Origin of the sequence: Streptomyces sp. 8N114, from assembly GCF_052245835.1 — a bacterium.
GTDB lineage: Bacteria > Actinomycetota > Actinomycetes > Streptomycetales > Streptomycetaceae > Streptomyces.
Map to the genome: position 1 here is coordinate 83,640 of NZ_JBQQBT010000004.1, position 21,695 is coordinate 105,334.

Genomic DNA, 21,695 nt, shown 5'->3' on the forward strand with positions numbered 1-21,695 from the left:
CTGCGTGCGGGGCGCCCGCCCACCCGTCCCTTCCGGGGGACGGGTGGGCGGGCGTGTTCCGGCAAGGGGGTGCCCCTGTCCGAAGTGTGCGGGCTGCGGGCGCGTCGTGGTTGATCGCGCAGTTCCCCGCGCCCCTGACGGGGCGCAGCGCCCCATGCCGGGTACGCAAGAGGCGCCGGACAAGCCCTAGTGCTTTCTGCCCTTGCCCTTCTTGTCCTTTCCGCTCTTGCTGTGCCCTCCAGGCTTGGGCGGCGGCTGTTGAGACTGGGCGGTGGCCGCGGACTGCTGGGCGGCGCTTTGCGGCGGGCTCTGCCGGCGGGGCGGCGAGTCACCGCTGGTGTTGGACGACGAGGACGGGAACTTCGGCGAATCCCGGTCCGAGGTCGGGGGAGTGGTACGAGTGGCCCGATTGATCTGGCTGGGGTCCACCACTCCCGCCGAGCCACCCGGGACATGCGCGCGCTGCCAATAGGTGGCGTGGGCCTCCGGGTTGTTGTCCGCCGTGTACGAGTTGGTCCGCCGAGTGGCGTCGTTGTACCCGTACGTCGACAGGACCTGGCCGGTGCTGAAATCCCGCCTGCCGTCGGTGGCGCTGTGCGGGGAGTAGTCGTCGTAGTTCGGCTTGACGGCCACGCGTCCGTTGGTCCTGGGGAAGAGCTGGCCCACCCGGTCGGCGAGCATCTGCTGGCGCGTCTTGCATCCGTTGCAGGCTCCGGTGTCCGCGACGAGGTCCACCTGGACCGACCTCACTTCGTCCCTGTTGGTGACGCTTCGGGCCCGCTCTTCAGCCCAGTCCAGAGCCTGGACCTCCGCGTCGTTCCGGGACATCCGCATCTCCTGCGACCTGTTGCCACGGAGCGCGTACGTGCTGTTGGGGCCCGGTTGTGTGCCGCTGTTGAAGATCGGGGATTCCGCGAACTGTTGCCCGTTGATGTACATGATCGCTTTGAGGGTGACGCGTCCCGGTCGACTTGCGCTCATCACGTCGTCGAAAGCCCGTGCGCGGGCCGGCGAGGCGGCGCCGTATCCCCCTGTCGGGGTGGTCATGGCGGCTCCTAGGTGGTCCGGCGGTCCCAGGTGGACCGCGACTCGCCAGTTCCCACGGAGCGGCTCCCGGCCCGGTTCAACGGCATACGGAATCCGGAAGTTGTGAACCCTCCGCCGTACACATGCGTTGTCGTGGCCGGACGACGAACGTAGGAAGGAACGCCCATGCCCTCCCCAGAGCCGCCCCCGCCGGAGCCTCCGCCCGCCCCTCGTCCGTCATTCATCCTCTTTCTGGACGGGCCCGAGCACCAGGAGACGCTGCGTCGGCTGACCCTGTGGACGCATCACCTGCTGCTGCCCGTCTACGGCAGGGAGGTCACTTCCACCGCGCCCTGGTGTCCCCGCTGGTGGGAACACGAAGAGGCGGTGGCTCAGCTCCATGGCCTGTTCCTGGCCTGGCAGGAGCTGACCGGTCCGGATGCCGGGGCGTCGGGTCCCGCCATGTGGCACCGCGACTACCTGGGCCCCGTGATGGACACCCTGCGCGATCCCACGGGGCCCTTCGCCGGCTGCAAGCCGGGCAGCCACCGCGTCAAGCAGCTACCGCCCATCGACGCCGTCGACCCGTTCGGCCCGCCCCCTGGGGAGTCCTGACCGGCTTCAGCCCGCGAAGGGGGGCTGGGGGAGACCGTGGCCTGCGTCGGGGAGGACGAGGAGCGAACCGGCGGCCGCCGGGGGCGCGTCGAGGCCGACGCGGGCCGTGGTGATGTAGAGGTCGCGGAGGCCGGGGCCGCCGAAGGCGCACGCGGTGGGGCGCCGCACAGGAAGGGGAACCACCCGGTCCAGCGCCCCCTCCGGGGTGTAGCGCCGCACGGCGCCCCCGTCCCACAGCGCCACCCACACACAGCCGTCCGCGTCCACGGTCAGCCCGTCCGGACAGCCCGCGCCCTCCTCGACCGTGGCCAGTGGGCGCCGGCCGGCGACGGCGCCGCCCTCACGGACGTCGAAGATGTCGATGCGACGCGTGGGGGTGTCGATGTAGTACATCCGCTGCCCGTCCGGACTCCAGCCGGTGCCGTTGGAGACGGTGACGTCGTCGAGGACGGTGGCGGCCGTCCCGTCCGGGGCCAGCCGCACCAGCGTGCCGCCGCCGGGCGTCTCGTCGTAACACATCGTGCCCGCCCACAGCGCGCCGTCGGCAGCGACCGCCGCGTCGTTGCCGCGGCGGCCGGGCGACGGGTCGCGGTACAGCCAGGAGAAGCGGCCGTCGGCGTCGTACAGCCCCACGCCGTCCCGCAGGTTGACGACAAGCCCGCCGCCCGCGCGCGGCTTGGCCGCGCCCACATGCTGTTCGGTGGTCATCAGAGTGCGGTTGCCGGTCGCGGGATCGAAGGTGTGGACCCGGGCGCCGAGGATGTCCACCCAGATCAGCCGGCCGGCCGCCGGATCCCAGGTCGGTCCCTCGCCCAGTTCGGCGGATGCGTGGAGTGCGGTCTTGACTCCCGTCCCTGTTCCCATCACAGCCCCCTGTGGCCCAGCCGTTCGGACAACCGTACGGCGCCGCGCTGCGCCAACTCCGCCAGCTCCGCGCGGCGTTCCTCGCTCCACCGGATCAACGGTACGGAGATGGACAGCGCCGCCACCACCCGGCCGGAACGGTCCCGTACAGGCGCGGCCACACAGCTCACATCGGGGTTCGACTCGCTCTCCTCGACGGCGAACCCGCGCTCCGCGATCCGCGTCAGCTCCTCGCGCAGCGTCGCCGCGTCGGTGATGCTGTTGGGCGTCATGGCGCGCAGCTCGGCACCGTCCGGCAGCCTGGCCGCGAGCTCCTCGGAGGGCAGCGAGGCGAGCAGCATCTTGCCGACCGCGGTGCAGTGCGCGGGCAGCCGCCGCCCGGCGGCCGAGACCATCCGCACCGCCTGCGTGGAATCCACCTTCGCGACGTAGATGACGTCCGTTCCCTCCAGGATCGCCACATGCACCGTCTCCTCGCAGGTCTCCGCCACCGAGCGGGCCACCTGCTGCCCCTCCGCCGCGAGGTCGAGCTGCTCGGCGTACCGGCTGCCGAGCTGGTAGGCGCGCACCCCCAGCCGGTAGTGGCCCGCCTTGCCCGGGACGGGTACGAGGTAGGAGCGCGCGGTCAGGGTGCCGACCAGTTCGTGCACCGTGGTGCGGGGCAGCTGCAGCTTGCGCACTATGTCGGGTGCCGAGAGTGTGCCGTCCCCTTCCAGGAACAGCTCCAGAATGTCCAGCGCCCGGGTCACAGCGGGCACGAGCCGTCCCATGGCTCCTCCTGTTCCGTCCTGTTCGAAATTTCAACAACCGATCGAAGGTCCGAACAGTCTATCCGGGGGGCCCCAGGTGTACGAGGGGGCGTCGCGGTCCACCCGGAAGGTATGACGTACCCCAACCCTGACCCCGATCCGCAGCGCACCCCCGGGCTGGAGGAGGAGCGCACCCCCGGGCCGGAGAAGGAGCGCACTCCCGGGCCGGAGATGGGCGGACTGGTTCCGCCCGGCGAGACGCCGCCCGGGGAGGGCGGTCTGTCGGAGGCCGGTCCGCGCGAGACGCACAACCCGACCAAGGGCTGGAGCACGGTGCCGGTGGTTCTGATCGCCATCGTGGTGGCGGCCATGCTTCTCTTCTTCGTGGGTTATCTCGTCGGCCTGATGTGACCGGTCGGAGAGGGCCTACGGGGAGGGCTGTCATGCTCCGACGAGGGTGAACAGCGCCCCGTGCGGATCGGAGAGGGTGATCCGGCGTCCTTCGGCGACCTCTTGAGGGGCGGAGAGGACCGAACCGCCGTGCCGAGCGGCTTCAGCGAGGGTCCCACCGGGGTCCGCCGACCGGAACGAGACCTCCCAGCGGGGCCGGGCACCCGGGTCGGGGTCCGCAGCGCGGGCTCCGGGACGCAACGCGGCGTACGGCCACTCCGCGACCGCCCGCGGCCACCCCAGCAGGGCGCTGTAGAACTCCGCCACGTCGTCCGGATCGCACGTGCGCAGGCACAGCTCCGCGGGAGCGTCGTCGGCACCCACGTGCCACTCGGCGGGGGTCGCGCCCTGCCACAGCCCGAAGGCCGCGCCGCACGGATCCGCGCCCAGCACCGCACGGCCGCTCCCGGTCTCCAGCGGGCCCACGGCGACCGTTCCCCCGCGCTCCGCCATCATCTCGGCTCCCTTGTCCGCGTCCTCGACCAGGAAGAACACCGTCCATCGCGCGGGCAGCCCGCGGGCCGCCGCGGCCTCGTTCAGCCCGGCCACCGGCCGCCCCGCCACGGTGGCGACCCGGAACTCCGGCGCGAGGGTGCCGTCCTCGAAGGACCAGCCGAGCACTCCGTTGTAGAACGCCTCCGTCGCCCGCCGGTCGTGAGTCGTCAGACTGACCCAGCACGGCGCACCCCGTCGAACGGCCATCTCGCTTCTCCTCCGCAGCCACATGTCGCGGCGGCGGCCCCTTCGGGGGAGCCGCCGCGCAGAGTGCTCGGGTGCCCCGTCCGTATCACTGGCAAACGGCGGTGGCCGCGCTTCGACTACGGTGCGTCTGTCCCACAGCTACCCGCTGCGAACGGCCCTGACCTGCGATGACCTGCGAAGATGCCGTGCGGCGTGGTTTGTGTCACGGTGAAATCGGGCCGCTGGATTTCCGGCGGCACCACCTTCGGATCCTGTCCGGAAGCGGACTGGGGGATCGCTTCTCGCCTGTCTTACACAGCACCCATGTGAGACGTGGGAGTGAGCAGCCCATGAACACCACGCGGTTCCGCACCACCGAGGACGGCACCACCCCTGCCGTCCCGACCGAGGGCACGGACGCCACCGGCGCCACGGAAGCCCCATGCACCACGGATGCCGCAGACCCCGCGGACGCCGGGGGCGCAACGGACGCCGGGGACACCGCGGTCGCCGGGGACGCCACGGACGTCGCCGGGGACGCCACGGACGCCGTGGAGGGAGCCACCGCGTCCCACGCCCACCGTCGTACCCACCACGACGCACCCGACACCGCCGCCGACTTCGCCGCGTTGGTGAAGCTGCCCGAAGGCTGCCCCGAGCGTCAGCGGCTCCAGGACTGTGTGGTCACGGCCTGGCTGCCGATGGCGCACCGGCTCGCCCGCAAGTTCCGCAACCGTGGCGAGTCGCTGGAGGATCTCGAACAGGTCGCCGCGCTCGCGCTGGTCAAGTCCGTCGAGCGCTACGACCCGGCCCGGGGCAACGCCTTCGAGACCTTCGCCATACCGACGATCTACGGCGAACTGAAGCGGCACTTCCGGGACAACATGTGGGAGATCCACGTCCCGCGCCGCGTCCAGGACCTGCGCAACCGGGTCCGCGCCAGCATGCGGGAGCTGGAGCTGACCTCTTCCGGGCGCTCACCCACCGTCGCCGAGCTGGCAGCGCACAGTGGCCTCTCGGAAGAGGACACCCTCACCGGCATGGAAGCCCTCCAGTGCTTCAACTCCCTCTCGCTGGATGCGCCCGTCTCCTCCGAGGCCGGGGGCGGAGGGGATGGTTCCGGTGACGGGGCGATCTGCCTGATGGACACCCTCAGCTCGGACGAGAACGGCTACGACCACGTGGTCGACCGCGAAGCGGTCCGGTCCTGTCTGTGCCGGCTCCCCGAGCGGGAGCAGCGGCTGCTGTACCTGCGCTTCTTCCGTGAGCTCACCCAGTCGCAGATCGCTCGCCGGCTGGGCGTCTCCCAGATGCACGTCTCCCGCCTCCTCGCCGCGGCCTGCCGCCGCGTGCGGGAGGAGATCGAGGAGGAGCAGGAACCCCCCGCCAAGTCCCCGCGCGCCGCCGCCTGAGAGGGCGCGCCCGAAGGGGTCTCGTTCTCCGCCGGAAGCCCGGGTTCTAGCCTGTGCGCCAGCACGTTCGCGCCGGCTCACAGAGCCCGCTCACAGATCTGACGGAGAGAACGAGAATGACGGCACTGCCGCAGCCTTTCGACGAGTCGTTCCGTGCCATGCCGCACGCGGTGTACAACAAGCTGCGGGACGAGGCCGCCGTACACCGGGTCGCGCTGCCCGACGGCGCCGAGGTCTGGCTCGTCACCCGCGACGAGGACGTACGCGCCGGCCTCGCCGACGCCCGGTTGTCCGTCAACAAGGCGCACTCCACCGGTGGCTACCAGGGCTTCTCCCTCCCGCCCGCACTGGATGCGAACCTCCTCAACCTCGACCACGACGACCACATACGGCTGCGGCGGCTGGTCGCGCAAGGCTTCACCCCGCGGCGCACCGAGGCGATGCGCGCCGGGATCCAGGCGGTGGCCGACCGGCTCGCGGACGGGCTGGCGGAGCGGCTGGAGAGTGACGGAGTGGCCGATCTGGTGCGGGAGTTCGCCACCCCGCTGCCCCTGACCGTCGTCTGCGACCTGTTCGAGGTGCCCGAGGCGGACCGCCGGCCGTTCGCCTCCTGGGTGACGACGATGCTCGCGATGGAGAGCCCGCAACAGGTCGGCGAGGCGATCTCGGAGATGCACGACTTCCTGCGCCGGCTGGTGGCCGAGCGCAGGAGCGCGCCCGGCGACGATCTCCTCTCCGCGCTCATCGAGGCCCGCGACGAGGGGGACCGGCTCTCCGAGGACGAGCTGTGCTCCCTCGCCTTCCTCGTCCTGGGCGCGGGCATCGAAAACGTGCAGCACCTGCTGAGCGGGGGCTTCCTCACCCTGCTGCGGCATCCGAGGCAGCTCGCCGCACTGCGCGGCGACTCCTCGCTGCTGCCCGACGCTGTCGAGGAACTGATGCGGTACGCGCATCCGAACCTGACGGCGATCCGGCGGTTTCCCACCGAGCCGGTGGAGTACGGCGGGGTGCGGATCCCGGCCGGTGACACGGTGCTGTTTGCTCTCGCCGCTGCCAATCGCGATCCCTCTCGCTACGAGCAGCCCGAGCGGTTCGACATCCGCCGTCGCCCTGGGGGCACCTCCCGGCCGGAGGCTGGGGGAGCGCATCTGGCCTTCGGCCAGGGCATGCACTATTGCCTCGGCGCCCCGCTCGCCCGCATGGAGATCGGCCTGGCCCTGGAGACGCTGCTCAGCCGCTTCCCCTCCCTGCGCCTGGCTGTGGAGCCCGACGAACTCCGCTGGCAGACCTCCTTCCGCTCCCACGCGCTCCGCGAATTGCCGCTCAGCCGCTGAGGGGGTGCCCCTGCCGGTCGCTTGCGGGCTGCGGGTGCTCTGTGGTTGCTCGCGCAGTTCCCCGCGCCCCTGACGGGGCGCGTCCCCTGCGCTGTACGCAAGAGCCGAGGGCTAGCCCTCTTCGACGTGCTCCCGCAGCAGCGCCACGTCCTTCGCGGCCTGCGCCAGCAATCGGCGCATGGCCGCCTCCGCGGCGTCGGCGTCCCGGGCGCGTATGGCGTCCAGGACCGCGCGGTGGCTGGGCACCGGGTCGAGAGGGTGGTGGCCGGGCCCGTGTACGAGGCTGTCGCGGGCGGCCCGCACGGTGGAGATCACCATCTCCATGCGCTCCAGCAGCTCGTTGTGCGAGGCGGCCAGCAGCGCCCGGTGGAAGGTGAGGTCCGCCTCGACGGCCTCGGACGCGCCGTCGGTGGCCTCGCACATGGCCTCCAGGGCCCGCTCCAGCGCGGCGAGGTCGGCGTCGGTACGGCGCTCGGCGGCCAGCCGTACCGCGGCGGGCTCCACGATGCCGCGCACCTCGTCCAGATCGCGTAGCAGTGGCGGGCCCGCGTCGGAGGCGGCGGCGGTGGCGGACTGGAACTGCCAGCGCAGCACGTCCGCGTCCAGCAGGTTCCAGTCGGTGCGCGGGCGTATGAAGGTGCCCCGCTTCTGCCGGGCGTCGACCATGCCCTTGGCCGCCAGCACCTTCAGCGACTCGCGCAGCGCGGTGAGGCTGACGCCCAACTCGGCCTGGAGCGCCCCGAGATCGAGGGTGGCGCCCTCGCGGAGGGCGCCGCTGAGCACCCGGTGGGCGAGGGCTTCCACGGTCTGTCCGTGTACGCCCCGCGGCGCGTAGCCCGCCATCGGGACCTCCTGTTGTTTCCCCCGGTACGCCTGCTGTTCCTCCGGCGTTCGGGCCGATCTCATCCCGGCGACGACTTTACGACGCCCCCCGACAGTCCACGATCTCGGGCGGATTGCCGTCAAGGAACTATTCATAAATAACGAGTTCTTGTACGGTGCGGCGTCATCACGGTCTCCGCTCTGCCCGGCATCCAACTCGTCGCAGGGGGCGCAGCATTCATGACGGCAGCCGACCACCGTTCCGGAAGCAGCTCCGGCATCCGCACCTTCGAGCCCGCCCGTCTGCACTTCGGCGGCGACTACAACCCCGAGCACTGGCCGGAGGAGGTGTGGGCCGAGGACATCCGGCTGATGAAGGAGGCCGGGGTCACCATGGTCACGGCCGGGATCTTCTCCTGGGGGCTGGTCGAACCGCGGCCCGGCAGCTATGACTTCGGCTGGTTCGACCGCGTCATGGGCCATCTCGGCGACGCAGGCATCCAGGTCTGTCTGGCCACCATGACCGCCTCTCCGCCGCCCTGGCTGAGCCGGCAGCACCCGGAGATCCTGCCCGAGACCGCCGACGGCGTCCGCAAGTGGCCCGGCTCCCGGCAGCACTACTGCCCCTCCAGCCCGGTCTACCGCACCCGCGCCGTCCGCCTCGTGGAACAGCTCGCCACCCGCTACGCCGAGCACCCGGCGCTGGCCCTGTGGCACATCGGCAACGAGTACGGGTGCAGCAACCCGGTCTGCTACTGCGAGGTGTCGGCCGCCGACTTCCGCCGCTGGCTGCGCGAGCGCTACGGCACCGTCGAAGCCCTCAACGCGGCGTGGTCCACCACTTTCTGGTCGCAGCGCTACGGCGACTTCGAGGAGGTGCTGCCGCCGCGTACGGCGCCGACCCACGCCAACCCCACCCAGCAGCTGGACTACGCCCGCTTCAGCGACGACGCGCTGCTGCAGTGCTATCTGGCCGAGCGCGAAGTGCTGCGCCGTATCACCCCCGACGTCCCGGTGACCACCAACCACATGCCGCACCACAAGCCGGTGGACCCGTTCCGCTGGGCCGCGTACGAGGACGTCACCGCGCTGGACTACTACCAGGAGCCGTACGACAGCGAGACGCACATCGACGCGGCAGCCGCGTTCGATGTGACGCGCTGTGCCGGGGGCGGACGGCCGTGGCTGCTGATGGAGCAGGCACCCGGCGCCGTCAACTGGCGGGCCCGCAACAGCCCCAAGCCGCCCGGTGCGATGCGGCTGTGGAGCTGGCAGGCCGTCGCACAGGGCGCCGATGCGGTGCTCTACTTCCAGTGGCGCCAGTCCCAGGGCGGCGCCGAGAAGTTCCACTCCGCGATGGTGCCGCACGCCGGGACCGACACCCGGATCTTCCGCGAGGTCAGCGCGCTGGGCCAGGAACTGGCCACGGTGCCGCAGCTCGCGGGCACCCGCTGCAGTTCCGAGGTGGCGCTGCTGGCCGACTGGAACAGCTGGTGGGCGCTGGAGCAGGGCTCGCACCCCTCCTCGGCCCTCAGCCACCGCGAGACGCTGCTGCGCCACTACAGGCCGTTCTTCGACGCCGGGGTGCCCTGCGACATCGTCCCGCCCGACCGCGCGCTCAGCGGCTACCGGCTGGTGGTCGTCCCCAATCTGTATCTGATGAGCGAGGAGACCGCGGAGCGGCTGACCGCATACGTACGCGACGGCGGTCACCTGTTCGTGTCGTACTTCACCGGCATCGCCGACGAGTGCGACCGCGTCCACCTGGGCGGCTATCCCGCGCCGCTGCGCGAGGTGCTGGGGCTGCGGGTCGAGGAGTTCTGGCCGCTGGACGAGGGCGCCCGCGTGCTGCTGCGCGGTGAGCTGAGCGGCCAGGCCGATCTGTGGTCGGAGGCCATCGATCTCGAGGGGGCCCGTGCCGTGGCCACGTTCGGGGACGGCGAGTTGACCGGGCGGCCCGCACTGACCCGGCACGCTTTCGGGGACGGCATGGCCTGGTACGCGGGCACGCGCCCGGAGCCCGGGGTGATGCGGACCTTGATGGACCGGGTACGGGAGGAGGCCTGTGCCGCGCCCCTGCTCGCCGACCTGCCGCCCGGGGTCCAGGCCACCGCCCGCGAGGGCGGGGACGGACGGTACCTGTTCCTGCTCAACCACGGTGAGACGGCGGCAACGGTGACGCTCCCGCACCTCGCGCGGAACCTGCTCGACCCCGGGGCCGAGCCCGCCGCAGCCGTCACCCTTCCTGGCCGCGGCGTCGCGGTGCTGAGCGCCCCGTAAGGGGCGCGGGGAACTGCGCGATCAATCATGGGGGTACCTCCCTGCTCGAAGAGCTTGGGGGAGCGCCCGCAGCCGGACAACTACCCGTCATGCAACGGCGGGCAGCCGCCAGCGGGTCAGCCCCTCTCTCGGAAGTGCTCTGACAAGGAGGTCGGATGCCCACCCGAAGAAAGCTGCTGGCGGCAACCGCTGCCGCGGCGGCCATCCCCGCGATAGCGGCCTGCGGTGAGCAGGCGGGCGCGGCCCGGATGACGAAGCAGACCCGTCGCACTCCCGGACGGCGGGTGAACCTCGTCTTCTGGACCTGGGTCCCACTGCAGAAGGCCGCAGCGCTGTGGAACAAGCAGAACCCCGACATCCACGTCACCGTGCAGACGGTGCCCGCCAACACCTCCGGCGGCTACCAGAAGATGCACGCCGCTCTCAAGGCCGGTGACCCGCCCGATCTGGCCCAGATCGAGTACTACGCACTGCCGGAGTTCATGCTGGTCCGCGGCTTGACGGACCTCAGCAAGTACGGTGCCGACCGGCTCAAGGACAGTTACGTCGACTGGCAGTGGCAGCAGGGGGTGTTCGCGGGCCGGACCTATGCCATGCCGCAGGGCTCCGGGCCGATGGGCTTCTTCTACCGCGCCGACCTGTACGACAAGTGGGACCTGGAGGTTCCCCGCACCTGGGACGAGTTCCGGCAGACGGCACTGAAGATCAAGAAGCGTTCCGGCGGCTCCTACATCACCGCGTTTCCGCCCGTCAACGCGCAGTGGTTCGCCTCCTTCCCCTGGCAGCGCGGCGCCCACTGGGTGCGTACCGAGGGTGATACCTGGATCGTGGATCTGACCAGCGAGGAGTCGCTGCAGGTGGCCGACTTCTGGGACGGGCTGATCCGGGACAAGCTCGTAGCGACGATCCAGGACTCGCAGGGCTCCTTCTTCAAGGGCCTGCAGACCGGGCAGCTCGCGAGCTGGCTCGGCGCCCAGTGGCAGGACGCCCTCATCCGCGGCAACGCGCCCGGCACCAAGGGCAAGTGGCGGGTGGCGGAGCTGCCCCAGTGGGAGCGGGGTGAGCACGCCTCGGCGAACTGGGGCGGCTCCTCCACCGCGATCCTGCAAGGCACCCGGCACCCCGAGGAAGCGCTGAAGTTCGCCCACTGGCTCAACACCGATCCCGCCAGCATCAAGCTGCTGGTGGAGGCCGGATACGGCTGGCCCTCCGCCAAACTGGACCTGAAAGAGTCCCCGTTGGGCAAGCCGGACCCGTTCTTCGACGGCCAGGTCTACAACGAGGTCTTCCAGGTCTCGGACCGCAACGTGGACACCAGCTGGCGCTTCTCGCCCACCACCACCCAGTCCTACGCACACATCCAGGACAACATCGGCCGGGTCGTCGCGGGCCACGGCACCATTGGTGAAGCGCTCGCGGACGCCGAGACCAAGTTCGTCGACGATCTCAAGGCCAAGGGCCTGGACGCGAGGAGCGCCCGATGACGACGTCCAGCACAGGGAGAAAGCCCGAGCGTCGCCGGCGCAGCGCGCGGCCCGACCGCAAGGCGTGGACGTTCCTCGGCCCGTTCCTCGCCGTCTACGTCTTCGCGATGATCCTGCCGATCTGCTACGCGATCTACCAGAGCCTGCTGACAGTCGAACGCTCGGGCCCGCTGGGTCTTGGTGAGCCGTCCGTCGAGTTCGCCGGGCTGGACAACTACGCGCTCGCCCTCGAGCAGACCGCGTTCCTGGAAGGCTTCGGCCGCGTGCTGCTGTTCGGCGTCGTGCAGGTGCCGGTGATGCTGGTGCTGGCCCTCGTCCTGGCGCTGCTGCTCGACCAGGTGAAGGACCGCTGGGCCGGGCTGCTGCGGGCCACCTATTTCCTGCCGTACGGCATTCCCGGCGTCATCGCCACCCTGCTGTGGGGCTTTCTGTACGTACCGGGGATCAGCCCGATCAACGACCTGCTCGGGGAACTCGGCTTCCAGCCGGACTTCCTCGGCTACGACAGCATCCTGTGGTCCATCGCGAACATCGTCGTCTGGGAGTTCGCGGGCTACAACATGCTGATCATCGTCGCCCAGCTCAAGTCGATCCCCCAGGAGCTGTACGAGGCGGCCAGGATCGACGGTGCGGGGCCGTGGCAGGTCGCGCTGCGCATCAAGCTCCCGCTGGTGCGCCCTGCCCTCATCCTCACCTGCGTCTTCTCCATCATCGGCACCATGCAGCTGTTCGCGGAGCCGCTGGTCCTCAAGAAACTCGCACCTGTCGTGACCAACGACTTCACGCCGAACCTCAGCGCCTACTTCGACGCCTTCGCCAACGCCAACGTCTATCTGGCAGCCGCCAAGTCGGTGCTCCTCGCCGTCGTCGCGATGGTGCTCTCCTTCTCCTTCCTCAGCCTGGTCAGCCGCAAGCGGAAGGATGACCGATGAGAACGCTGCGTCCCGGACGGATCCTGCTCGTCGCCTTCCTCGCGCTGGCCGCCGGCTACTTCCTGCTGCCCGTCTACTGGCTTGTCATCGCGGCCACCAAGTCGAACGAGAGCCTCTACGGCAGCTTCGGGCTGTGGTTCGACAACCCGAGGCTGTGGCACAACCTGTCGCAGATCTTCACCTACAACGGCCACATATACCCCCGCTGGGCACTCAACTCCCTCTTCTACGCGGGCGTCGGCGCCCTCCTCGCCACACTGCTGTCGGCCGCCGCGGGCTTCGCCCTGGCCAAGTACCGCTTCCGGGGCCGCGAGGCCGTCTTCAAGTGTGTGCTCGCCGGTGTGCTGCTGCCGTCCACGGCGCTGGCGCTGCCGCTCTATCTGATGTTCAACAAGATCGGGCTGACCAACACTTACTGGGGTGTGCTCATCCCCAGCATCGTCAGCCCCTTCGGCGTCTATCTGTGCCGCATCTACGCCGAGTCCGCCGTGTCCGACAACCTGCTGGAGGCCGCGCGGGTGGACGGTGCGGGGGAGGAGCGCATCTTCTTCACCGTGGTGCTGCGGCTGATGACCCCGGCGCTGGTGACGGTCTTCCTCTTCCAGTTCGTCCACATCTGGAACAACTATTTCCTGCCCCTGGTGATGCTCTCCGACGAGCGCAAGTACCCGATCACCCTGGGCCTGGTCGCGTGGAAGGAGGCCGCGGACCGGGTTCCCGAACTCACCCAGTACACCGTCGGGGGCGCGTTCGTCTCCGTCATCCCGCTCGCCGTTGCCATGCTCGTCCTCCAGCGGTACTGGCGGACGGGACTGACCGAGGGAAGCGTGAAGGAGTAGCAATTGCGGATCGCCAGGGTCGAGACCTTCGCTGTGCCGCCGCGCTGGCTGTTCTGTCGCATCGAGACCGACAGCGGACTCGTCGGCTGGGGCGAACCGGTGGTGGAGGGCCGCGCGGAGACCGTACGCACCGCCGTGGCCGAACTCGCCGAGCAGTTCCTGCTCGGCGCCGACCCGCTGCGGATCGAGGACCACTGGCAGCTGATGACCAAGGGCTCCTTCTACCGCGGCGGGCCCGTCCTCTCCTCCGCCGTAGCCGGCCTCGACCAGGCCCTGTGGGACATCGCGGGCAAGGCGTACGGCGCACCCGTGCACCAGCTCCTCGGCGGGCCGGTGCGCGAGCGGGCCCGCGCCTACTGCTGGGTGGGCGGCGACGAACCGGCCGATGTGCGCGAGCAGGTGGCGGCGCAGGTGGCGGCCGGTTTCACCGCCGTCAAGATGAACGCCTCCGGGCGCACCGACCGGCTGCCCACCACCGCGGCGCTCGACGCCGTCGCGGCCCGCGCCGAGGCGGCCCGCGAAGCCCTCGGGCCCGACGGTGACTTCGCCGTCGACTTCCACGGCCGGTTCTCCGTCGCGGGCGCCGTCCGGGCGCTGTCCGTACTGGAGCCGTACGGGCCGATGTTCGCCGAGGAGCCCGTACTGCCCGAGTACACCCATCTGCTCGGCCGGGTGACCGAGGGGACCACCGTCCCGATCGCCACCGGGGAGCGACTCTTCTCCCGTACGGACGTGCTGCCCGCGCTGCAGGCCGGCATCGCCGTGATCCAGCCGGACCTCTCGCACGCGGGCGGCCTCTCCGAGGTACGGCGCATCGCCTCGCTCGCCGAGACCTGGGACGTCGCGGTCGCCCCGCACTGCCCGCTCGGACCGCTGGCGCTGGCCGCCAGCCTCCAACTGGCCTTCTGCACCCCGAACTTCCTGATCCAGGAACAGTCCATCGGCATCCACTACAACACCGGCGCCGAACTGCTCGACTATGTGGTGGACCGCGAGGTCTTCCGCTTCCAGGACGGACATCTGCTCCGCCCCACAGGCCCCGGGCTGGGCGTGACCGTCGACGAGCGGGCCGTGCGCGAGGCCGACAGCAAGGCCGAGAGCTGGCACAACCCCATATGGCGTCACCCGGACGGAGGGTTCGCCGAATGGTGAGCTCACCCTGGGGGGTGGTGCTGCCTCCGGGCCGCGGCTGAAAACCTTCCACTCTGGCAGCCGGGCGTCCAGCGTGGGCCCTGACAGATGTCAGGGCCGATATAGGATGCCCGCGGCCGAAGGGGGAGGCTGATCATGGACACGGTCATCGTTCAACTGCCGGACCAGCCGGGAAGCGACGCCGGCGAGTTCGGCGACCGGCCGCGTCTGCTGCACCTGGGGCCCGGGGAGACGGCGGACTTCGGCCGCGGCGGGGCTGACAGCCCGGTAGAGGTCGCGCTGTCCGATCCGGGCGTCTCCCGGCACGCGGGCCAGATCACGGCCGCCGAGGACTACTGGCGGCTCTCCAACTACAGCGGCAACGTCACCTATGTGGTGGAGAACATGGAAGGCGCCGGGGAGCACATCAAGGTGGCGCCGGGCAGGCTGGGCGCGCCGGTCCCGTTCGAGTTCTCCCGCGTCGTGCTGCCCTCCCGCGACGGCGAGGTGCACTTCAAGGTGTTCGCACCGGAGCACATGTATCTGGACACCGGCGTCGGCGTCCGCTCCGGGGAGCCCACCCAGAGCCCCTTCGCGCTGGACCAGACCTCCAAGTACTTCCTGGTGCTGCTCGCCCTGTGCGAGCCCCGGCTGCGCGACCCCTCCAGCGGGGCCATCCCCGGCGTCAGCGAGGTCCTTGAGCGGCTGCGCCCCGTGGAGGGCTGCCAGGACCTGACGCGCTCGGCCGTCAACTACCACATCGAGTACCTGGCCACGGTCAAGCTGCGGCTGCGCAACGACGACGAACGCGCCACCGGCACCAACCACAAACGCGCCGAACTCGTCGCCCTCGCCCTCCGCTTCGACCTCGTCCGCGAAGAACATCTCGCGCTGCTGCGGCCCGCGCGGGGCGAACGCAAGGGGCACAAGGAGAACGCAGCGCATGGCTGACGGCGACGCGACCGGCCGGATCGACCTGCCCGCCGGCTACCGGGTGGGGGACTGGGAGCTGACCGGCCCGATCGGCGCGGGCAGTTGGGGCGTCGTCTACGCGGCACGTGGGACGACGGACGGTACGCAGGCGGCGGTGAAGTTCCTGCCGACCCAGCTGTTGCCCCCCGGGCAGCGCGAGTCCATGGCGGAGCTGGTGCGGCGCGAGGTCCGCTTCAGCCTGGAGACCCGCCACCCGAACGTGGTGCGTACCCACGAAGCGCTCACGGTCCACGACGCTGACCGGCCCGATCTGGACGGTGCGACCGCGCTCGTCATGGACCGCGCCGAGCGCAGCCTCCAGGAGCTGCTGACCCCCGGCACCGGCGAGGGCCCCGCGCCGCTGCCGGACGCGGCGCACATCCTCGCCGGGGTCGGCGCCGGGCTGGCCCACATCCACGAACGCGGCTGGGTGCACGGCGACCTCAAACCCGGCAACGTACTGCTGGCACCCGGCGGCGAAGTGTGGCTGGGCGACTTCGGGCTGACCGTCGAGCTGGACGGCACCCACGCCTATGTGCCGCCGCTGGGCTCCCTCGACCACGTACCGCCCGAGTGGTGGTCCGACCGCGAGGGCGGGCACAGCGTGGTGCGCCCCACCGCGGACATCTGGGCCTTCGGAGTGCTGGCCCACCAGGTACTCACCGGCGGACTGCACCCCTTTCCCGGCAGCACCCCGCGCGCCCGCGCGCTGGGCGCCCAGGCATACGCACGCGGTAACGCCGAACTGCGTCTCGACAACAGCGTCCCGCAGGGCTGGCGGGAACTGATCGCCGACTGCCTCAAGCCCGACCACACCTCCCGCGCGGCGCTGGACGCCGGTCAACTCGCGGCCCGGGTACGGGAACTGGAAGGCACCGGCCGGGCGGGAGGGGGCCGTTTCGGCAGCCGGTTCAGCTTCGGCAGCCCGTTCCGCTCCGACCGCGGGGGACGTCGGGGCGGCTGGAGGAGCCGCCGCCTCACCATCATCGCGGCAGCCGTCGCCGTCCCGCTCGTCGCCGCCGGCTCGGTCTTCCTGCTGCGGGCCGACGACGACCCGACCTCCTCCTCCGGGGGCGAAGCGCCCAGCGCCTCGCCGTCCGTACCCGGCGCCATCCCCGCCGACTCCGACGTGCCCCGCAAGCTGCGCCCGGTCATCACCAAGGCGGCGCTCAAGTGCGCCGAGGACGAGGTCACGCCGGCCTTCCTCGCCGCCATGCTGAAGGCGGAGAGCGGCTTCGACGCGAACGCCAGACGGCCCAGGACCGACGAGTACGGCATCGCCATGTGGACGCCGTCCGTCTTCAAGGGATGGGCCCAGGACGGCGACAAGGACGGCGACAAGAGCTATATGTCGCCGCCGGACGCCATCGCGGCGATGTCCAGCTTCGTGTGCTGGCTCGACCAGCAGTACAAGGAGAAGGGCATGCGCAAGGACCTGCCCGCGCTGATGGCCGCCGGCTACCGCACCAGCTCCCGTACGGTCATCGAGGCGGGCGGCGTCCCAGAGCGGGTGCGGCCGCATGTCAACCGCGTCGAGCGCTATCTGAAGCAGTACTCCAGCTGAGGCCGTGCAGCCCTGAAGCCGAGGCCGAAGCCCTGAAGCCGCCTGCCCACGGGGCGCAAGCGGCTCAGGGCGGCGGCCGCTCACGGGGGACGGGCTCGCGCGAGGCTCCACCGCGCTACCCGGCCCCCATGCCCCCCGGACGCCGACCCGTCAGCTTCCCGCACGTCGGCCGTGGGCCAGCACGGCCGCCGCGTTCGGGCGGGTTCTGCTCGACGGGTCCCGGGCCGGGCCGCTCGTCAGCGGCCCGGCCCGTTGTGCTCCACCCTAGGAAGAGGCAGGTCCAGCGGGTACCTGACGTATGTCAGGACAACGGGACCGGACGGAACCGGAGGATCCAGCGGATGAGTTATCCCGGTCGGCAGGCGCCGCGGGCGCCCGATCTGCGTACGCTCGACGCGGCGCTGACCGAGTGCCGGGCCTGTCCGCGACTGGTGGAGTGGCGGGAGGAGGCGGCACGCGTCAAACGTCCGGCCTTCCGGGACTGGGAGTACTGGGCGCGGCCCGTGCCCGGGTTCGGCCCGCCGGACGCGCGGATGCTGCTCGTCGGCCTGGCTCCGGCCGCGCACGGAGGCAATCGGACCGGGCGGATGTTCACCGGTGACCGGTCCGGTGACGCTCTCGTCGCGGCGCTGTACGACCTCGGCCTGGCCTCGCAGCCTGCCTCCACCCACCGCGGCGACGGGCTGCGGCTGCACGGGGTGCGGTTCACCTCGCCGGTGCACTGTGCGCCGCCCGCCCACAAGCCCACCCCGGCCGAGCGGGACACCTGCCGCCCCTGGCTGGTACGGGAGCTGGAGCTGCTGCACCCCACGGTGCGTACCATCGTCGCGCTCGGCGCCTTCGGCTGGCAGGCCCTGCTGCCGGTGTTGGCCGCCGGCGGCTGGCGTGTCCCCCGTCCCCGCCCCGTGTTCGGACACGGTGTCCGGGTCGAACTTCGCCCCCTCCGGGCGGATACGGCACCGCTGGCCGTGTACGGCTGCTACCACGTCACGCCGCGCAACACCTTCACCGGCAGGCTGACCCCCGCCATGCTGCGGGATGTGCTGCGCACGGCGGCCCGTGAGGCGGGGCTGGCGACCCGGTGAGGACGCCTCAGCCGGCGGCTTCAAGCAGCGCGTCCAGCACCGGGCTGATCAGCGGATGCTCCTCGGCCCCGCGGCGCACGGCGGCGAAAACCCGGCGCGTGGGCGGGCTGCCCTCCACGGGCTGTACGGCGACCCCGGCCAGGTCGGTGCCGAGCAACGCCGACCGCGGCACCAGGGCAACGCCCACCCCCGCGGAGGCGAGCGCGACGACGGCGCTGAAGTCGTCGGAGAAGTGCTCCATGGTGGGCTCGAAGCCCGCATGTTCGCAGGCGAGCACGACCACGTCGTGGCAGGGGTTGCCGGGGAAGGGCCCGATCCAGGTGTCCTTGGCCAGCTCGTCCAGCGGCACCCGGTCGGCGTCGGCCAGCCGGTGCCCCACGGGCACCACGGCGTCGAACGGCTCCGCGTACAGCGGCAGCCGCGTCAGCCGGGGGTCGTCCGGGCTGGGTGCGCCCCGGTACTCGACGGCCACCGCCACATCCGTCTCGCGGTCCAGCACCATCGGCAGGCTCGCGTCGCCCTCCGCGTCCTGGACCCGCACCCGGATTCCCGGCGCCGTACGGGCCAGCCGGGCGAGGGCGGGGGCGACCACCAGGCCGATGCCGGTGGCGAAGGAGGCCAGGTCCACCCGGCCCGCGGCGCCCGAGCCGTACGCTGCCAGCTCCGCCTCGGCCCGCTCCAGCTGGGCGAGGACCAGATTGGTGTGCGAGAGCAGGATCTCCCCGGCCGGGGTGAGCCGTACGCCCTTGGTGCCGCGCTCGACCAGCCGGTGGCCGGTCTCCTGCTCCAGCGCGGTCAGCTGCTGGGAGACGGCCGAGGGGGTCAGATAGAGCGCGGCGGCAGCGGCGGTCACCGTGCGATGGTCGGCCACCGCACGGAGGATGTGCAGCCGCCGCGCTTCGATCACGCGACCGATTCTCCCCCAGTCGTCTTCGCGAGCTCTGCCCGGGATGCGACGAACGCGTCGACCGCCCGGTCGACGTCCTCCGTGGAGTGCGCCGCCGACAGCTGCACCCGGATCCTGGCCTGCCCCTTCGGCACCACCGGGTAGGAGAACCCGATCACATACACCCCGCGCTCCAGCAGCAGCTCCGCCATCCGGGCCGCCTCGGCGGCGTCACCGATCATGACGGGCGCGATGGCGTGCTCGCCGGGGAGGATCGTGAAGCCCTCCTCGGTCATCCGGCGGCGAAACAACTCGGTGTTGGCCTTCAGCTTCTCCCGCAGGTCACCGGCCGACTCCAGCAGGTCGAGCACCTTCAGCGAGGCCGCCGCGATCACCGGGGCCAGGCTGTTGGAGAACAGATACGGGCGCGAGCGCTGGCGCAGCAGCGCCACGATCTCCGCGCGGGCCGCCACATAGCCGCCCGAGGCGCCGCCCAGCGCCTTGCCGAGGGTGCCGGTGATGATGTCGATCCGGTCCATGACGCCGTGCAGCTCCGGCGTTCCGCGCCCGCCCTCGCCGACGAAGCCGACCGCGTGCGAGTCGTCCACCATCACCATCGCGTCGTAGCGCTCGGCCAGGTCGCAGATCTCGGGCAGCGGTGCGAGGTAGCCGTCCATCGAGAAGACGCCGTCGGTGACGATCAGCCGGCGCCGGGCGTCCTGCGCCTGCTTGAGCTGCTGCTCCAGGTCGGCCATGTCGCGGTTGGCGTAGCGGAGGCGGCGGGCCTTGGACAGCCGGATGCCGTCGATGATCGAGGCGTGGTTGAGGGCGTCGGATATGACCGCGTCCTCGGCGTCGAGCAGCGTTTCGAACACGCCGCCGTTCGCGTCGAAGCAGGACGAGTAGAGGACGGCGTCCTCCTGGCCGAGGAACGCCGAGAGCCGCGCCTCCAGCTCCTTGTGCACCTCCTGGGTGCCGCAGATGAAGCGGACCGAGGCCATCCCGTAGCCCCAGCGGTCCAGCGCCGCGTGCGCCGCGGCGAGCACCTCGGGGTGGTCGGCCAGGCCCAGGTAGTTGTTGGCACAGAAGTTGAGCACCTCACCGGGCCGCCCGCCCGCGGTGACCTCGACGGTTGCGGACTGCGGGGTGCCGATCACCCGTTCCGGCTTGTGCAGCCCGGCCGCGGTGATCTCGTCGAGGGCGGCGCGCAGCTCGTCGCGTACGGAGTCGAACATGCTGTCAGGTCTCCAGGGGATAGAACGAGAGGGGGCTCAGCTGGTCCAGTCGAGGACGACCTTGCCGCCGCGCCCGCCGGCCGCGTCGTCGAAGGCCGCGTCGAAGTCGCGGTAGTCGTACCGGCCGGTGATCACGGGGCCGAGGTCGAGGCCGCCCTCCAGCAGCACCGACATCGCGTACCAGGTCTCGAACATCTCCCGGCCGTAGATGCCCTTGATGGTGATCATCGAGGTGACGATCCGGGCCCAGTCCACGGCGAACTCCTCGGCGGGGAGCCCGAGCATCGCGATCTTCCCGCCGTGGGTCATGTTGGCGAGCATGTCGCGCAGGGCCACCGGGTTGCCGGACATCTCCAGGCCCACGTCGAAGCCCTCGCGCAGTCCCAGGGTGCGCTGGCCGTCGGCGATGCTCGCGCCGGCGACGTTCAGGGCGAGTGAGGCGCCGACCTTGCGGGCCAGCTCCAGGCGCTCCTCGCTGACGTCGGTGACCACGACGTTCCGCGCCCCGGCGTGCTTGGCGACCGCCACCGCCATCAGCCCGATCGGGCCCGCGCCGGTGATCAGTACGTCCTCGCCGACGAGCGGGAAGGAGAGCGCGGTGTGCACGGCGTTGCCGAACGGGTCGAAGATCGCCGCGATATCCGGGTCCACCGGGCTGCGGTGCACCCACACGTTCTCCGCGGGCAGTGCCACGTACTCGGCGAAGGCGCCGTCCCGGCCGACGCCGAGTCCGACCGTGGCGCGGCACAGGTGCCGGCGCCCGGCCAGACAGTTGCGGCACTTGCCGCAGACCAGATGGCCCTCGCCGCTCACCCGGTCGCCGGGCTCGATGTCGGTCACATCCCGGCCGGTCTCCACGACCTCGCCGGTGAACTCGTGCCCCACCACCAGCGGCGCGGTCACCGCCTGCTGGGCCCAGCCGTCCCAGGCGCGGATGTGCAGATCGGTGCCGCAGATACCGGTCCGCTCCACCTTGATCAACACCTCGCCGGGGCCGGTGGCGGGCTCCGGCACATCGGCCAGCCACAGCCCCGGTTCGGCCTTCTCCTTGACCAGTGCCTTCACGCCACGGCTCCTGTCGTCTCGCGCCACGGCAGGGCGAAGCAGGGCCGGTAGGCCCTGTGCCCTGGGACGGGGTGGGGCGGCGCTTTCCGCGCGCACCGCCGGGACAAACGTGCCGTACGGGGGCTCCAGGGTCCATCGAGGATTTCTTAACCGCGCCCGCAGCTTCCCTTCACACGCCGCTGTCCCGGCCCCGCGCAGGTCCCGGTTCCGGCCTGCACGGGGTCCGGTTCCGGCCCCGCACGCGGTCGTGCGGGCGCGGTCGCGAGCTG

Annotated in this window: 20 protein-coding genes; 12 read left to right on the forward strand and 8 right to left on the reverse strand. The window is 71.2% G+C overall.

Annotated elements, in window-relative coordinates; all coding sequences use genetic code 11:
* Positions 1–186: 186 nt before the first annotated feature.
* Positions 187–1,047 carry a hypothetical protein gene (locus ACTWQF_RS11180; protein ID WP_443279042.1) on the reverse strand — a complete coding sequence of 287 codons (861 nt, stop codon included), beginning with the start codon at positions 1,045–1,047 and terminating at the stop codon, positions 187–189.
* 165 nt (positions 1,048–1,212) lie between these two features.
* On the opposite strand from ACTWQF_RS11180, the gene ACTWQF_RS11185 reads away from it, so the two are divergent.
* Positions 1,213–1,641 (forward strand): DUF4913 domain-containing protein, encoded by a 429-nt coding sequence (locus ACTWQF_RS11185; RefSeq protein ID WP_443279043.1) that lies wholly within the window; start codon positions 1,213–1,215, stop codon positions 1,639–1,641.
* A 6-nt stretch (positions 1,642–1,647) separates the two neighbouring features.
* Here ACTWQF_RS11185 and ACTWQF_RS11190 read toward each other — a convergent pair whose 3' ends face one another.
* Positions 1,648–2,505, reverse strand: coding sequence for an SMP-30/gluconolactonase/LRE family protein (locus ACTWQF_RS11190; protein WP_443279044.1), 858 nt, complete (start codon positions 2,503–2,505; stop codon positions 1,648–1,650).
* On the reverse strand, positions 2,505–3,275 hold the full coding sequence (locus ACTWQF_RS11195) for an IclR family transcriptional regulator (RefSeq protein ID WP_443279045.1): 771 nt from the start codon (positions 3,273–3,275) through the stop codon (positions 2,505–2,507). The genes ACTWQF_RS11190 and ACTWQF_RS11195 overlap by 1 nt, the downstream gene beginning before the upstream one ends.
* Before the next feature lie 111 nt (positions 3,276–3,386).
* Between ACTWQF_RS11195 and ACTWQF_RS11200 the strand changes: the two genes are divergently transcribed.
* Positions 3,387–3,665 (forward strand): DUF6480 family protein, encoded by a 279-nt coding sequence (locus ACTWQF_RS11200; RefSeq protein ID WP_443279046.1) that lies wholly within the window; start codon positions 3,387–3,389, stop codon positions 3,663–3,665.
* A gap of 30 nt (positions 3,666–3,695) precedes the next feature.
* On the opposite strand, the gene ACTWQF_RS11205 is transcribed toward ACTWQF_RS11200, so the two are convergent.
* Positions 3,696–4,406 (reverse strand): VOC family protein, encoded by a 711-nt coding sequence (locus tag ACTWQF_RS11205; protein WP_443279047.1) that lies wholly within the window; start codon positions 4,404–4,406, stop codon positions 3,696–3,698.
* A gap of 329 nt (positions 4,407–4,735) precedes the next feature.
* Between ACTWQF_RS11205 and ACTWQF_RS11210 the strand changes: the two genes are divergently transcribed.
* Both ACTWQF_RS11210 and ACTWQF_RS11215 read left to right on the forward strand, forming a co-directional pair.
* The gene (locus ACTWQF_RS11210) at positions 4,736–5,797 is read left to right on the forward strand and encodes a SigB/SigF/SigG family RNA polymerase sigma factor (protein WP_443279048.1); all 1,062 of its coding nucleotides are present in this window, start codon (positions 4,736–4,738) and stop codon (positions 5,795–5,797) included.
* A 116-nt stretch (positions 5,798–5,913) separates the two neighbouring features.
* Positions 5,914–7,131, forward strand: a complete 1,218-nt coding sequence (locus ACTWQF_RS11215) for a cytochrome P450 family protein (RefSeq protein ID WP_443279049.1) — start codon at positions 5,914–5,916, stop codon at positions 7,129–7,131.
* A 111-nt stretch (positions 7,132–7,242) separates the two neighbouring features.
* Here the strand turns inward: ACTWQF_RS11215 and ACTWQF_RS11220 are convergent, their stop codons facing one another.
* Positions 7,243–7,974, reverse strand: coding sequence for a FadR/GntR family transcriptional regulator (locus ACTWQF_RS11220; RefSeq protein WP_443279051.1), 732 nt, complete (start codon positions 7,972–7,974; stop codon positions 7,243–7,245).
* Positions 7,975–8,193: 219 nt separating this feature from the next.
* On the opposite strand from ACTWQF_RS11220, the gene ACTWQF_RS11225 reads away from it, so the two are divergent.
* The 8 genes from ACTWQF_RS11225 (at position 8,194) to ACTWQF_RS11260 (ending at position 18,240) form a co-directional block, all read left to right on the forward strand.
* Positions 8,194–10,233 carry a beta-galactosidase gene (locus ACTWQF_RS11225; RefSeq protein WP_443279053.1) on the forward strand — a complete coding sequence of 680 codons (2,040 nt, stop codon included), beginning with the start codon at positions 8,194–8,196 and terminating at the stop codon, positions 10,231–10,233.
* 155 nt (positions 10,234–10,388) lie between these two features.
* Positions 10,389–11,717, forward strand: coding sequence for an ABC transporter substrate-binding protein (locus ACTWQF_RS11230; RefSeq protein WP_443279055.1), 1,329 nt, complete (start codon positions 10,389–10,391; stop codon positions 11,715–11,717).
* Positions 11,714–12,649: a carbohydrate ABC transporter permease gene (locus tag ACTWQF_RS11235; protein WP_443279057.1), complete on the forward strand. Its 936-nt coding sequence runs from the start codon at positions 11,714–11,716 to the stop codon at positions 12,647–12,649. The genes ACTWQF_RS11230 and ACTWQF_RS11235 overlap by 4 nt, the downstream gene beginning before the upstream one ends.
* Positions 12,646–13,488, forward strand: coding sequence for a carbohydrate ABC transporter permease (locus tag ACTWQF_RS11240; protein WP_443247394.1), 843 nt, complete (start codon positions 12,646–12,648; stop codon positions 13,486–13,488). The genes ACTWQF_RS11235 and ACTWQF_RS11240 overlap by 4 nt, the downstream gene beginning before the upstream one ends.
* A gap of 3 nt (positions 13,489–13,491) precedes the next feature.
* Complete coding sequence (gene dgoD / locus ACTWQF_RS11245; protein WP_443279059.1) at positions 13,492–14,640, forward strand: galactonate dehydratase; 1,149 nt, start codon at positions 13,492–13,494, stop codon at positions 14,638–14,640.
* 135 nt (positions 14,641–14,775) lie between these two features.
* Positions 14,776–15,570: a serine/threonine protein kinase gene (locus ACTWQF_RS11250; protein WP_443279060.1), complete on the forward strand. Its 795-nt coding sequence runs from the start codon at positions 14,776–14,778 to the stop codon at positions 15,568–15,570.
* Positions 15,563–17,155, forward strand: coding sequence for a serine/threonine-protein kinase (locus ACTWQF_RS11255; protein WP_443279062.1), 1,593 nt, complete (start codon positions 15,563–15,565; stop codon positions 17,153–17,155). The genes ACTWQF_RS11250 and ACTWQF_RS11255 overlap by 8 nt, the downstream gene beginning before the upstream one ends.
* Positions 17,156–17,496: 341 nt before the next feature.
* Positions 17,497–18,240 (forward strand): uracil-DNA glycosylase, encoded by a 744-nt coding sequence (locus ACTWQF_RS11260; protein WP_443279063.1) that lies wholly within the window; start codon positions 17,497–17,499, stop codon positions 18,238–18,240.
* 7 nt (positions 18,241–18,247) lie between these two features.
* Here ACTWQF_RS11260 and ACTWQF_RS11265 read toward each other — a convergent pair whose 3' ends face one another.
* From ACTWQF_RS11265 to tdh, 3 genes are read right to left on the reverse strand one after another with little or no spacing between them, the layout of a single operon-like run.
* On the reverse strand, positions 18,248–19,147 hold the full coding sequence (locus tag ACTWQF_RS11265) for a LysR family transcriptional regulator (protein WP_443279065.1): 900 nt from the start codon (positions 19,145–19,147) through the stop codon (positions 18,248–18,250).
* Complete coding sequence (locus ACTWQF_RS11270; protein WP_443279067.1) at positions 19,144–20,361, reverse strand: glycine C-acetyltransferase; 1,218 nt, start codon at positions 20,359–20,361, stop codon at positions 19,144–19,146. The genes ACTWQF_RS11265 and ACTWQF_RS11270 overlap by 4 nt, the downstream gene beginning before the upstream one ends.
* Positions 20,362–20,397: 36 nt before the next feature.
* Positions 20,398–21,426: an L-threonine 3-dehydrogenase gene (tdh, locus tag ACTWQF_RS11275; protein ID WP_443279069.1), complete on the reverse strand. Its 1,029-nt coding sequence runs from the start codon at positions 21,424–21,426 to the stop codon at positions 20,398–20,400.
* Positions 21,427–21,695 lie beyond the last annotated feature (269 nt).

Excerpts from the sequence above, each read along its gene's own strand:
- ACTWQF_RS11180 (WP_443279042.1), bottom strand. The coding sequence starts at position 1,047 with ATGACCACCCCGACAGGGGGATACGGCGCCGCCTCGCCGGCCCGCGCA.
- ACTWQF_RS11185 (WP_443279043.1), top strand. The coding sequence starts at position 1,213 with ATGCCCTCCCCAGAGCCGCCCCCGCCGGAGCCTCCGCCCGCCCCTCGT.
- ACTWQF_RS11190 (WP_443279044.1), bottom strand. The coding sequence starts at position 2,505 with ATGGGAACAGGGACGGGAGTCAAGACCGCACTCCACGCATCCGCCGAA.
- ACTWQF_RS11195 (WP_443279045.1), bottom strand. The coding sequence starts at position 3,275 with ATGGGACGGCTCGTGCCCGCTGTGACCCGGGCGCTGGACATTCTGGAG.
- ACTWQF_RS11200 (WP_443279046.1), top strand. The coding sequence starts at position 3,387 with ATGACGTACCCCAACCCTGACCCCGATCCGCAGCGCACCCCCGGGCTG.
- ACTWQF_RS11205 (WP_443279047.1), bottom strand. The coding sequence starts at position 4,406 with ATGGCCGTTCGACGGGGTGCGCCGTGCTGGGTCAGTCTGACGACTCAC.
- ACTWQF_RS11210 (WP_443279048.1), top strand. The coding sequence starts at position 4,736 with ATGAACACCACGCGGTTCCGCACCACCGAGGACGGCACCACCCCTGCC.
- ACTWQF_RS11215 (WP_443279049.1), top strand. The coding sequence starts at position 5,914 with ATGACGGCACTGCCGCAGCCTTTCGACGAGTCGTTCCGTGCCATGCCG.
- ACTWQF_RS11220 (WP_443279051.1), bottom strand. The coding sequence starts at position 7,974 with ATGGCGGGCTACGCGCCGCGGGGCGTACACGGACAGACCGTGGAAGCC.
- ACTWQF_RS11225 (WP_443279053.1), top strand. The coding sequence starts at position 8,194 with ATGACGGCAGCCGACCACCGTTCCGGAAGCAGCTCCGGCATCCGCACC.
- ACTWQF_RS11230 (WP_443279055.1), top strand. The coding sequence starts at position 10,389 with ATGCCCACCCGAAGAAAGCTGCTGGCGGCAACCGCTGCCGCGGCGGCC.
- ACTWQF_RS11235 (WP_443279057.1), top strand. The coding sequence starts at position 11,714 with ATGACGACGTCCAGCACAGGGAGAAAGCCCGAGCGTCGCCGGCGCAGC.
- ACTWQF_RS11240 (WP_443247394.1), top strand. The coding sequence starts at position 12,646 with ATGAGAACGCTGCGTCCCGGACGGATCCTGCTCGTCGCCTTCCTCGCG.
- ACTWQF_RS11250 (WP_443279060.1), top strand. The coding sequence starts at position 14,776 with ATGGACACGGTCATCGTTCAACTGCCGGACCAGCCGGGAAGCGACGCC.
- ACTWQF_RS11255 (WP_443279062.1), top strand. The coding sequence starts at position 15,563 with ATGGCTGACGGCGACGCGACCGGCCGGATCGACCTGCCCGCCGGCTAC.
- ACTWQF_RS11260 (WP_443279063.1), top strand. The coding sequence starts at position 17,497 with ATGAGTTATCCCGGTCGGCAGGCGCCGCGGGCGCCCGATCTGCGTACG.
- ACTWQF_RS11270 (WP_443279067.1), bottom strand. The coding sequence starts at position 20,361 with ATGTTCGACTCCGTACGCGACGAGCTGCGCGCCGCCCTCGACGAGATC.